General features: G+C 41.4%; 8 protein-coding genes. 2 read left to right on the forward strand and 6 right to left on the reverse strand.

Annotation, left to right across the window (positions count from 1 at the left end; translation table 11 throughout):
• On the forward strand, positions 1-1648 hold a 1648-nt coding region (locus HWE15_RS06610; RefSeq protein ID WP_367203836.1), incomplete at its 5' end, for a glycine-rich domain-containing protein.
• A gap of 6 nt (positions 1649-1654) precedes the next feature.
• Here the strand turns inward: HWE15_RS06610 and HWE15_RS06615 are convergent.
• The 3 genes from HWE15_RS06615 to HWE15_RS06625 all read right to left on the reverse strand — a co-directional run bounded on the left by HWE15_RS06615 (position 1655) and on the right by HWE15_RS06625 (position 8070).
• Positions 1655-6010: a hypothetical protein gene (locus tag HWE15_RS06615; RefSeq protein ID WP_290506724.1), complete on the reverse strand. Its 4356-nt coding sequence runs from the start codon at positions 6008-6010 to the stop codon at positions 1655-1657.
• Entirely contained in the window at positions 6003-6200 is a 198-nt protein-coding gene (locus HWE15_RS06620; protein WP_290506725.1) for a hypothetical protein, read from the reverse strand. The genes HWE15_RS06615 and HWE15_RS06620 overlap by 8 nt, the downstream gene beginning before the upstream one ends.
• Positions 6201-7038: 838 nt before the next feature.
• Positions 7039-8070, reverse strand: coding sequence for an RluA family pseudouridine synthase (locus tag HWE15_RS06625; protein WP_290506726.1), 1032 nt, complete (start codon positions 8068-8070; stop codon positions 7039-7041).
• Between the two features lie 47 nt (positions 8071-8117).
• Between HWE15_RS06625 and HWE15_RS06630 the strand changes: the two genes are divergently transcribed.
• Positions 8118-9041, forward strand: coding sequence for a 1-aminocyclopropane-1-carboxylate deaminase/D-cysteine desulfhydrase (locus HWE15_RS06630; protein WP_290506727.1), 924 nt, complete (start codon positions 8118-8120; stop codon positions 9039-9041).
• Here HWE15_RS06630 and HWE15_RS06635 read toward each other — a convergent pair.
• From HWE15_RS06635 to HWE15_RS06645, 3 genes are read right to left on the reverse strand one after another with little or no spacing between them, the layout of a single operon-like run.
• A complete protein-coding gene (locus HWE15_RS06635; protein ID WP_290506728.1) occupies positions 9016-9660 on the reverse strand; it encodes a helix-turn-helix domain-containing protein in 645 nt (214 codons plus the stop codon). The genes HWE15_RS06630 and HWE15_RS06635 overlap by 26 nt on opposite strands.
• Before the next feature lie 12 nt (positions 9661-9672).
• Complete coding sequence (uvrB, locus tag HWE15_RS06640; protein ID WP_290506729.1) at positions 9673-11715, reverse strand: excinuclease ABC subunit UvrB; 2043 nt, start codon at positions 11713-11715, stop codon at positions 9673-9675.
• Between the two features lie 50 nt (positions 11716-11765).
• Entirely contained in the window at positions 11766-12956 is a 1191-nt protein-coding gene (locus HWE15_RS06645) for a DUF4105 domain-containing protein (protein WP_290506730.1), read from the reverse strand.
• Position 12957: the final 1 nt, after the last annotated feature.

Below are 12957 nucleotides of genomic sequence, written 5' to 3' on the forward strand. Positions count from 1 at the left end.
CCCCCCCCCCCCCCCCCCCCCCCCAAATAGAGCATTTGGAAGACCTGCAGGAGGAGGAGGAGGATCTCAGGGTGTAGGTGCTAATGGCCTTGTGGTAATTTCTTATTCCTGTCCAGATGCGGATCAAACAGACTGTTTGACAATTATTGATGATGGTTCTAAATCAGGTTTTACAGTTTTAGAGTTTGACGAAGATTGTTCTTGGACAGCTCCTGAAGGTTTAGCTGAATTTACCGTATTCGTTGGTAGCGGCGGTGGCGGCGGCGGTGGTGGTGAAGGCTCTGGTGGTGGAGGCTCTGGTTCTTTAATTGTTCAAACATTTTCTACCTCCAACCCATATGGATTACCTGCGGGAACTACTTTTACGATAGGGGTCGGAGAAGGCGGACCTGGGGCACCAGGAGTAAACCTTCCAGGCTTTCCTGGAGATTCATCTTCGTTTACAGGAAACATTGATGGGAACGATATTGAAATTATTGTTCCCGGAGGAGGAGGAGGAGGATCTAGGGCTCAAAACCCCGGAGGGGATGGTGCTTCTGGAGGTGGAGGAGGAGCTAGTCCAGATCCTTCAAAATCATTCGGGATGGGAGGAAATCCAATAGCAATAACTTATACTGGAGATTCAGTAGTAGTTTATACTGGCAATCCAGGAGGAAACGGGGATTACAGTGAACCTCAGAATTCAGTAGCTGGAGGAGGAGGAGGAGGATTAACACCTTGGAAACCAGCACCAGCTGATGATGGACAAGATGGAAAAGCTGCAGGAAATGGACAAGGTGAAGGTGGTAGAGGAGGAGATGGTATTATCCTTACCTTAGGAGATTCCATCCGATATTATGGTGCCGGTGGTGGCGGTATAGGTGAATTCTTTAATGGAACGGATAAAATTGGTGAAGGGGGATCGGCAGGGGGAGTAAAAATTGGTGGAGATGGTAATTTAACTGCTCCTGGACCTATTGGGCATCCTGGAGTTGATAAAACAGGATCTGGAGGCGGTGCAGGATACCTTGGCGGTGGAAATGGAGGTAATGGAGTTGTTTACATTGTATATATAAATGTCCGAATCCTTGCCGTCGAATACCTCTACTTCGAGGCCAATTATAATCAAACAGATCGTACAGGCCTCCTAACCTGGGCCACGGCTAAAGAATGGGAAAACTCCCACTTCGAAATCGAACGTTCGGTTAATGGCATTAACAATTGGGAAAAAATCGGCGAGGTAGCCGGTGCAGGGTATTCCATGGAACCCGTGGAATACAAATTCCTGGATGAAGACCTTCCTGCCTCAGGAGGAGTCGTCTACTATCGATTGAAGGATATTAGCTTTGACCAAAAATATTCCTATTCCAATGTACAATCCATTATTGTCCCAGCTATAGCGGGAACGAATTATTGGACCGTATATCCAAACCCAAGCAATCGACATGGAGAGGTAAACATTGAATTAATCAACACTTCAGTTTATGCGGATGAACCGATCTATGTTCGAGTTTCGGATGCTAGAGGAGTATCAGAAAGCTTTACCGTTCGATCACCAGAGCAGGTTTCTGAAGTAGTGAATCAGCATTTACGGTCTGATTTAGGATTGTTTATCCTACAGTTGAACTGGGGTAAATACCAGCAACAATTAAAAATCATCCGAAAATAATCGGGATTAATCTTCTTTTTCCTCCTCTTCCTTTCGGACAGGGATTGCCGGTTGCCCCAAACCTACAGAGCCTTTTAACCCGCTTAGTGTAGCTTTCCACCATGTGCTAAACATGAATTTGGAAGTATCCCGCTTTACATAAATATCGCTAAGCACGGTATAGCCAAAAAGCTTGCGTGGATTGTTATTCTTAACCAGGGTATTCGCCAAGAAAGTCATCAATGAAAGCTTTCCGGTCCCTTTTTCCAAGGTCATCGAGTCCAAAAAATCCACTTTTAGGTTTTCATAATGAAAACGCATATTTCCGATGGCCTCATGATCATCCATCCGGAAACTCCAATCTCCTGACACCACTTGGGCATCTTCTCGCGCATTCAAAAAAGCACCTTTTGAGAGAATGTCATTCAAAGGCTCCAAAGGCATAGGCCCTAATTGAATCGTCACATCCATGGGGTAGGGCTCCTCAAAAAATAGATGGGTTTGCATGTTGATTTCTCCCGCTCCCATCAATTTGGTATTCGCAATGATATCCATTTCCTTGACGGGATGTTCTTCAGATTCCATACTAGTGGCAATCGGCGCGATAGCAGTCGTAACATCTTCAAAAATAATCTCCCCTGGTAATGGAGATCCTGGCGAAAATTCCTGATATCGGATCCTCCCTTGACTCAGCAATAGGGAATCGATAAATACAGACATGGGCATTTCTTTGAGAATCTGTTGAGGCATGGGCTTGTAGACCCCTTCCAAGAGCGGAAGTCTTTTATCCCGGAAAATATCCAGTTGGAAGTCATCTCCGGTAACCTTATGGGCGATAACCTTTTGCTCCTCAAAATAGGCGGGGAAGTCAATCTTTTCGACCCGAAGCTTGTCTATTTTTAAATCAACTGCATCGGTTTGAAATCCTTTTTTTCGCAAATAGGCATACCTACCCATAGCTGGAGCATATCGAACTTGATCGAGCTCTAGGTTTTCCCCATCAAATAAGACTTTCCCTACTCGAACCGACTCCATGCTATCTTTTGTAAAAAACTCATAATCCCCAAAGGAAACCCGGGAATCTCCCTCCAATAATTCCTCCAAAATGGAATGATCCGACATTTGGGTTAAATCCCAATCCAATCCCTTCAGCTCCGCATCAATTTCCCGAAAGGCTAAGCCATTTAAGGGCCCCTTGTCTTTTTGATGAATTGCTATTTTACCGTCTTCTAATCCAATTTGGCGCAAGAGGATCCCCTGAATTAACCCGTCTTGATTATTTTCCTTCCCTTTCTTTGGATTGGTCTTTTCCTGCTTTTGCCCATTTAATACCAACTTTAATTCCGGACCTTTAATCCGCAAATTCTTGATATCGAAAACTCCCGTTTCTTGTACTTCAGCAAATTTATTGTTCCGAATTCCCACCTCTTCAATAGTCCCTTGGAAATAAGGTTTTTCTTCAGATTGAGGGTCAATGGGATTAATGGTTAAACCCGCAAAAACAGTCTCATCTTCTCCACTATCAAAATTGAATTGGGAGAAAGCCACTTTGTGAACACTGTCTGGAAGACTAAATTGAAAATCATTTAATGAAATGGAAATATTGCTAAAGAGCCCGGATACGTCCTGTCTGATATTAGAATCATCATCTAATCTCAAATCCCTTACTGCAAGATCAAACTTGGTATTAATAGACTGATTGTCTTGTCCATCTTTTTGATAACGAAGCGAAAAGTCAGCATTGGATGCCATCACCTCTCCAATTTGTACTTCAGAAATTGCTGGAATATCCTTAATTCTCTTTTTTGAACTAATCTGCTCTGAAGCTTCCAAATCAGATTTTATTTCAAGATTTATATTACTTCCATCCACAACCAGACGGTCCAGCAAAAGACTGTTTTCAAATAAAAACTCTTCCAAATCCAGCCCCTCAAATGACACCATTGGTAAAACCAAGGAAAGCCCTAATCGACTATAAAGGTTTTCACCTGGAACCAAGCGTAAGGTATCAATTACAAGAGTTTGGTTCTTCGTATTAAACCGAAGATGACTGGTTGCAACATCATAATCTCCCTGCGCCAAGCTGAAAGAATAATCTGCTAAGTCTAAAATAATTTCATCAGAAAAAAATGTCTTGGATGGATCAACTTCCTGAGAAGGATCTAAATAAAAACCTTTCAAAAAAAGAGACAATTCCTCTTCTGAAAAGCTTATTTCTTTCCTGCCAGAATAATCCGTGAAGTCCAACTTCCCTTCTTCAAAACGAACTGAGTCAATAGAAACCGTTCTGAAATAAGTTGAAAGCAATTGTCCGAAGTCTTCCATTGACGTTGGATTGGAGGCTGTTTTCGGACTGGCCGTTTTCTGAAATTTCGTGTAGCTGAATTCAGGTTTAGGAACAAAAATCTCATTCACCACGAGGACTTCTTCCAATAGAGCCGCTCTGATATCGATCCCTCTTACCTGGAAAAACGGGACTTGTAAGTCTAGGGCAACAGATTTCCCATAGGTTTCAAGTGTTCGACGAATATTTGCTGGATCTTCTGGACGAAGTGAAAAATCACGAACCTCAATTAAATCCCGCTTGGAGTCAATGACCACTTGCCCAGCTTGAAACATGTGAAGATTATCCCTCAATTTTAGCTTATATTGATCCAAGCTGAGTACCATTTCCTCTGCCAACAAAATATCTCGAAGCTTCAGGACAGAATCCAAGGAAACTTTAACCTGCTCTAGATTAAGGCTGAACTTTTCAAATCCAATATCATCAGATCGGATCCCTGAAGCATTTTTAAATTGGATTTTACCATCCCTTAGATCAAAATTTCCAATAGTCGCTCCTGATAGAAAACCCTCTAAAAGATTGGAAGACGGTGAACCTTCGACTTTTTGATTTTTTGTCCCCCGAAGTTCAGTTAATTCTACTTCGGGAGATTGAAGAAGGATTTTTTCCACATTTAAAATTCCTTCGTTATAAAGTTTTTTAAGATCCGCATCTTCAAATTCCAACTTGGCAAGCTGAGCATTAATGGTTTGATTGGGGGCTAGCTCTGCGTTAATCTCCTCTCGAGGAACCATCTCAAAGCCTTCCACTAAAATTCGATTCAAAAAAGAAGAAGCGGTTACTTTCTTGCCCCGAATAACATGGTATTTATCCGAAAGAAACATGGCGAAATCTTCCAGTTCCATAGCAGCATCTTTGCCGTAAAAAAATTGGTTTTGCTTCCGTTCCTCGTCTTCACCCAGATAGAATTCGACCATTTTAAAATCGAAATCTTTTGACTCGATCCGGTTTTCTAAACTGTCTAAAGAACCAGTGGACAAAAACTGTCCTCTGTTTACAGAAAGCTCCTGAATGTGAATGGAATTCAACAAACCATCAATCAAATCATTCAAATCACCTGTTCCCTTATTTTCTTTGACAATCGTTTTATTGTGAAAAACTTTTATCGAAGGGTCATTCAATACAATTTCATCGATTTCTAAATCTGAATCTCGAAAGGCTCTATTCAAGTCCACATTCCCAATCCGAAGTTCTTCAAGGTTCAAATCGTAATAAACAGGCCTTTCTTGCCTACGGTCCGGAGTCAAGGAGAATTTCTTGATTCGGATTTGATTTTCCATCGAACTGATAAATACATCGCCTGCATTGATGGTGTGAACCTCATCTGGTAATGAAAATTGAACTTCCTGCAATTCAAAATCAAAGCCTTCAGCGTTGAAAGGATTGGTCCATTCTTGTTTCTGCCTCCAGTCTACATTGTAAATATGCAAACGGGTGTTTTGGGCATGGATTGAATTAGGGCTAAGGAAGTTTTGAAAGAATAAATTGGCATCTTCGATTTCGATATTCTCGATCAGAATACCCCCCAAGATCAATTTATCGATACTTTTTTTGATTTCGTTTTCCAAACGTTTCACCCCGGAAATTTTTTCCTCACTTGAAACTTCTTGTTTTTGATCCTTTTCTCCCGGAGGAAGCTGCAGGGAAAGATTTGGATTGTCTAATCGAATATCTCCGATCACCAAAAATTTATCATCCCAATGATACCAAACATCTCGTATGCTCAATTCATCTAACTGAAAATCAAAAAGAACTTGATCTTCATTCCCCTTTGCCAAGGGATCCGGATGAAGCACCACTCCAGATAAAAAAACACCGCGACGGAGTAAGGAGAAATTCAAACTGTTTAACTCAACTAGATAAACCCCTCCTGTTGCTTGATTAATTTTTAGGCGGGCCCAGTTTAACAGCACAAAGTTGGAACCGAAATAGACAATGAATTCTAGAAACAGAATCGTAAGCAAAAAAATAAACCCATACTTCAATGCACGCTTGCGCTTTGGATGATGGGTTAGCCGATCTTTGATTCCTTTAAGCATGAAAAGATATTTGAGGAAAAATAACCAAATCCCCGATAAAAAATAAAAAAGCAGCCATCAATAGCTGCTTTTGCTGTAGGAGAAGGATTCGAACCTCCACGGAGCAGTTAGGCAATAGTCCGGTTTGAGCTATGCTTTTTCCCTTATCCCCACCCCCGAGACAGGAGGGCTTGTCTGCCAATTTCAACATCCTACAGGATTATATTTTTATGAACCTTTGTGTTACCTCCGGTTCGGTCAATCAAAAGAAGAGCGACGAATAACTTACAGTCAAAAAAATGAACTGCCTCCCTTGCTTAAACGCCGCTTCTTATAATTATTCAAGCCTTATGCTGAATAGTTCTCAAAATCCCTCTTTGAAATCTTGATGCTTCAAAATTAATAAAAGCTTTCTTTTATTGCACTTTTCGCAAAAAATTTTGTTATTTTTTATGTTATTTTTATTAAAAATATTTTTCTATTAAATATTTAGAAATTTAATCCTTGATTTCCAAGAATCTTTTAACAAATCCTCAATCGATTTCGAAGGATTGAATCAAAGTATCGGGCAAAAAAAAACCATGAAATAGAATTCCATGGTTTTAATCAATTAACAATAAACCCAAAATAACCTGCTGTAGGAGAAGGATTCGAACCTCCACGGAGTTGTTAGGCATTCACGAGCTCGCTAAATGCTTTGTCCTTGGATCCCCACCCCCGAGACAGGAGGGCTTGTCTGCCAATTTCAACATCCTACAGTATGAATTAGAACTTTTAGCCGTTTGACTGATTCAAATATACAGCAATCGAATCCTTTATTACAAATTATTCAATCTTTTAATTAATTTTTTACATTATTTTTAACGGAAACGATTGAAAATTAATTATTCGTAAATTTTAAAGGGTTCAAAAATTAGATTTTTGACTTTTTTTCAAGGGGATTTTTAATGAATTTCCTAAAAAATGAAGGGGATCTTCTCTTTTCTTCAAGATTAGAGGTTACTTTTCCTCGAATGAGCCAAAAAAATGTGAATAATTTCCTTTATGGATTACTCGAATTGAACATAATTTTCCCATCGCTCCAAAACACCCTGAAAATCATCTGGTAAGCTCGACTCAAAAAATAATTTCTCTTTTGTAATTGGATGCACGAATCCCAGGGATTTAGCATGAAGGGCTTGGCGAGGCATAATCTGAAAACAGTTTTCAACAAAACTTTTATACTTCGAAAACTGCGTTCCTTTACGAATTTTATCTCCTCCATACATAGCATCGCTGAATAGCGGGTGACCTAGAAATTTCATGTGAGCCCGAATCTGATGCGTTCTGCCTGTCTCCAATCTACATTCTATCAAACTAACATAGCGGAGATGTTTGAGAACTTTCCAATGGGTTACAGCATGCTTTCCCTGACTTCCATCTGGGTAGACATCCATAACCTTCCGGTCCTTTGCACTTCTCCCTACATGACCTGTGATGGTCCCCTCATTTTCTTGAAAATCTCCCCAAACTAAAGCCCAATAAGTCCGCTCTATCGTATGATGATAGAATTGCGCTGCCAAACCTGTCATTGCTTCTTCGGTTTTGGCAATTACCAAAAGTCCCGAGGTATCCTTATCTATCCGATGGACTAAACCTGGACGTCCAACATTCCCCTTCATCTCCGGAAGTTGCTGAAAATGATAGACCAAGGCATTGACCAAGGTTCCTGTCCAGTTACCATGGGCTGGATGGGCCACCATCCCTGCAGGTTTATTGACTACCAATAAATATGCATCCTCAAAGATGATGTCCAGCGAGATGTTTTCAGGAATGACTTCGGTATCCCGAGGTTCCTTGGGAAGCATGACTCGAATATCATCAAAGGGTTTAACCTTATAATTGGATTTTGTGGGAAGTCCATTTACCAATACAAAACCATTATCTATTGCTTGTTGGACTTTGTTGCGAGTCGCATTGGCGACCTTTTCGGTTAGGAATTTATCGATTCGGACGAGGGACTGTCCTTTATCTACTGCGATCCGATGATGCTCATAGAGGGCAATATCCTCTTCATCAAATTCCTCTTCCGTTGGTAACATGTTGTAAAAATACAAGGATCTCTCGTAACTTCCCCAAAAGCTTTTCCATGCTGGACGCTAACCCTGTTATCAACCAACCGCTTGATCATCCCCTTTTAGAAGAAAAAGGGATAGAGCTATCGATAAAGCGATTGGATTGGGTCCATGAATTCGTCCCCGGCAATAAGTTCTACAAACTCTTTTTCAATCTTCTACAAGCTAAACAGGAAAAGAAAAATACCCTGTTGACTTTTGGAGGCGCCTATTCCAATCACATTCATGCGGTGGCTCATGCGGCCCATCTTTTGGGATTTCATTCCATTGGAATCATCCGAGGTGAAGAAACACTCCCACTAAATCCTACATTAGCCGCTGCAAAAGCGCAGGGTATGGAGCTCCATTACATCTCCCGAAGCCAATATCGAGAAAAAACAACTCCAGAATTCCTTGAAAACCTGAAAACCTTATTTGGAGATTTCTACCTTATTCCGGAAGGAGGCACTAACCGAGAAGCTATTCAAGGAACGGAAAAAATCCTGGAAGAAGAGGATGCTATTTACAGTCATATTTGTGTATCCATCGGGACAGGGGGGACTTTCGTGGGAATTTTGAAATCCGCATCTCCTCATCAAGAAATAGTGGGACTATCTTCGTTGAAGGGAAATTTTATACATCGGGAAATTGAAACCTTATTGGAAAAGTTTGAAACCGAGCCGAAAACTCATTTCAGCATTTCTACAGAATACCACTTTGGGGGCTACGCCAACTACCAGCAGCCTCTCATAGATTTTATTTGGTGGTTTTTTGAGACCTTTGGGATCGTCCTAGATCCCATTTATACAGGAAAAATGATATTTGGAATTTGGGATCTAATCAAAAAAAACCATTTCCCTAGAGGTTCAAAAATTCTAGCCATCCATACCGGAGGCCTTCAAGGAAATGAAGGTTTTACTTTTCAGACAGGGATCAAGCTTCCGCCTCTTTCAAGGTGAAATAATCTTGGGATTCTTGGGGATGTATTTCTAAAACATTGGCCAAAACTAGCCTTACAAGCGTTTTACTGGCTAAAAACCGAGGCAATTTCGCTTCCCTCATGTACTCAGATAAAGTCACCTTATTTCTCTCGCCCAGTATTTTCATCAGCTTTTCTTCTTTTTCTCCATAGGTGAAAACAATATCTCGGGGGTTCTTACTTCGTTTCAGGATCTCCCACACTTCTCGGCTTGCCTGCACACTTTTATCATCAACCCGGATAAAGGCCCTTTTCCGATTCCCTTCCATGAAGTAATGAGGTCTGCTTTTACTCTGAGGGATATCAAAAATCGCTACCCCCTTCTTTTCATTGATCTTGTTGATTTCAACATCATAGTCAAGGTTGGGCTGGATCAATTCTGAAATTGCCTTTTCCAAAACAAATACCTCCTCCTCAATGAATCGCTGTCCACTTACGGTACCATCATCATCCACGCCTACCAATAGATAGCCTCCTTGCGTATTAGCCAAGGCAATAATTTCACGGACAATCTTCTCAGGATAAGCCGCTTTTTTCTTGAACTCTAAACAAAGTCCTTCCCCTTTTGAAGCGAGCTTTTTCAATTCCTGAAGTGTCATGATTTCTCCTGCTTAGGTTCTTGGCCCTTGATTTAATTCAGCCAATCGGTTTTTTAGACTCATCCACTCATCACGCAAACGTGCGGCCTCCATAAAGTTCAATTCCTTGGCAGCCTTCTCCATTTGTTTTTGGGTTTGGGCAATGAGTTTTTCCAGCTTTTCCTTGCCCAAGTATTGAACAACCGGATCTGCAGCAATAGCCGCTTCTCCAGGCATCGGCTCTGCATATACCTTCGCATTTTTCTTGGAATCTGCCACTTTGGTCTGCCCCATGATTTTTTCCCGTGACTTGATCACTGTTTTCGGGGTGATTCCATGTTCTTCATTGTAAGCAGTTTGAAGAGCTCTTCGGCGTTTAGTTTCATCGATAGCCATTTGCATGGAATCTGTAATATGGTCGGCATACATGATCACCCGGCCTTCAGAATTACGGGCTGCCCTGCCTATAGTTTGTACCAAACTTCGCTCATTACGGAGAAATCCTTCCTTATCTGCATCCAAAATAGCGACCAAAGCCACCTCTGGTAAATCCAACCCTTCCCGGAGGAGGTTCACTCCTACTAACACATCGAATATTCCCAATCGAAGTTCCCGAAGGATTTCCACTCGATCCAAGGTTTTTACCTCGGAATGAATATATCGAGATTTTACACCTGCGCGCTCCAAATATTTCTGGAGCTCCTCGGCCATTCGCTTAGTAAGCGTAGTGACCAATACCCTAGCCTCTTTTTTTATGGTTTGATCAATTTCCTCCAGCAGGTCATCAATTTGATTTTGACTAGGACGGACTTCAATGGTTGGATCCAACAATCCCGTAGGTCGAATAATCTGTTCGACTACTACGCCTTCGGTCTTAGCAAGCTCATAATCGGCAGGTGTGGCTGAAACATAGATGACTTGATTGGTCAAATTTTCAAATTCATCAAACTTTAAAGGACGATTGTCCAACGCGGAAGGCAAGCGGAAACCATAATCCACCAAATTGACCTTTCTGGAACGATCTCCTCCCCACATGGCCCGGATTTGAGGAACAGTTACATGGGATTCATCAATTACTAAAAGATAATCATCGGGGAAATAATCCAATAAACAGAATGGCCGCATACCCGGCTTTCTTCTATCAAAATACCTCGAATAGTTTTCCACCCCTGAACAGTATCCCAATTCCCGAATCATTTCCAAATCAAATTCGGTTCGTTCCTGAAGTCGCTTGGCTTCGATGAACTTTCCTTCTTTTTCAAAGAAATTTACTTGAGCAACCATGTCATCCTGAATCTCATGAATGGCTTGGTTGATGGTTTCTCGGCCAGTCACAAAAAGATTTGCTGGAAAAATGGAAATGATCTTCTCATCATTCAATTTCTTTCCACTTACCGGATCAATTCGCTGGATCGCTTCTATTTCATCTCCCCAAAAGAAAATCCGATAACCCCAATCCGCATAAGCCACAAAAATATCCACTGTGTCTCCCTTCACGCGAAAGGTTCCATGGGTCAATTCATGCTGCGTTCGGGAATATAAAATATCCACCAACTTAAACAGGAATTGATTCCGGGGAATTCGATCTCCTTCCTGCACGCGAATGACACTCTTTGCAAACTCCTCAGGATTCCCGATACCATAAATACATGAAACGGAGGCAACAACAATAACATCCCTTCTTCCGGTCAACAGCGAGGAGGTCGCGCTTAGTCGCAACTTTTCGATTTCCTCATTGATGGAAAGGTCTTTTTCGATATAGGTTCCCGAACTGGGAATAAAGGCCTCAGGCTGGTAGTAATCGTAATAGGAAATGAAATATTCAACCGCATTCTCAGGAAAAAACTGCTTGAATTCCCCATATAACTGCGCGGCCAGGGTTTTATTATGACTCAAGACAAGGGTTGGACGCTGGACTTCTTGAATGACGTTGGCAATGGTAAAAGTTTTTCCAGAACCGGTAACTCCAAGAAGCACCTGGGCTGGATCGCCATTTGTAATCCCCTCCGTTAATTCGGAAATTGCCTTGGGCTGATCGCCTGTCGGCTGATAGTCTGATGTTAGTTTGAATTCCATGATCCTATAGAAACACCACTAGTGGCATCAAAAGTTTAGCGCATTCAGAATTAAGCCTTCAGCGTCCTATATTTTTCCAAATTGTAGTAGAGGTAATTGGTTCGAAGTATCAAAACCAACAAAATCGGAATCAAACTTGGATGAAGAGATTGCCATCCCAAAATCCAAAAAACAACTGCAGCATCCGCTAATATCAAAGCAGCAAGCAAATACTTTTTGACCCATGCTTTAGGTTGTTTTCGTAATAAAGCAAAGGCTAGAATCAAATGGCCTGGAAAAGCCCAGAGAATATTCCAATTCCACTGCGTGGCAGAATGTTCTGTCGCAAACCATAGTAAAAACACCACCACACCTAGGAGACCCAATACAAAAAACAAGACCATGTCAAATCCAAGGTAGAGCCGCTTTCGCTTAAACCCAATGTAAGTGATCAAGGTAAAGGCTATCGCAATTGCCCAAAACATCCAATAAGGATTGAAGGAATCCATTTCTGAATTTTGCTTGGGGAAATCAAGGAGGACCCTAGTTTCTTTCACCAAAGGACGGGTAGGACCATCTCCTACGATACTTGCCTTAGCAAAGGACTTTTCCATGTAATCTGGAAGGAATTGGGCCTCCCAATTGGAAGCTTTTCGGTCAATAACCGCCCCCAAGGCCAAATCTATTCCCAGATCAGCCCAAGGCATATTGATTACGTATTCATCAATTAAATCCCTGAAGGTCTTGTCTGTTTCATTCATTTCATCCTTGCTCCAGACCAATTTATCCCCTAAAACCAAGTCCATGGCATCCCGAATACGAGTAGCACAATTGTCAAAAAAGAAGTCATATCGGTAAAACCGACGTTCTGGAAGGTAATTCACTTGAAGAAATTCCACCATGTATCTCTCCTGTTCCAAAGAAAGGTCCAAGACCTGCTCTTTAATGCCTCGTTTTTCATTGGCATAGGTGGAAATAAAGTCAGCGTAGGAGCTTACACTGAGCATGTAATCCAGCTTTCCAGCGGCAAATTTCCCATAGAAATTGGGAGTATTAAAGTTGAAGGTACCATAATTGAAAACATAGTCTGTCCCCTTGATTTTATCAAAAACCCGGATGGCACTGTGGCCAAAGGCCATATACAACTCATCTCCAGGATCACAAGTCAGCAAACTGATTTGATAAGTTTGGGCTTTTACATTACCGAAGTAACTGATAATCAAAAAAATAATTAGACCGAATACTTTCTTTTTCAATCTCATT

The organism is Algoriphagus sp. (assembly GCF_013373065.1).
Taxonomy (GTDB): domain Bacteria; phylum Bacteroidota; class Bacteroidia; order Cytophagales; family Cyclobacteriaceae; genus Algoriphagus.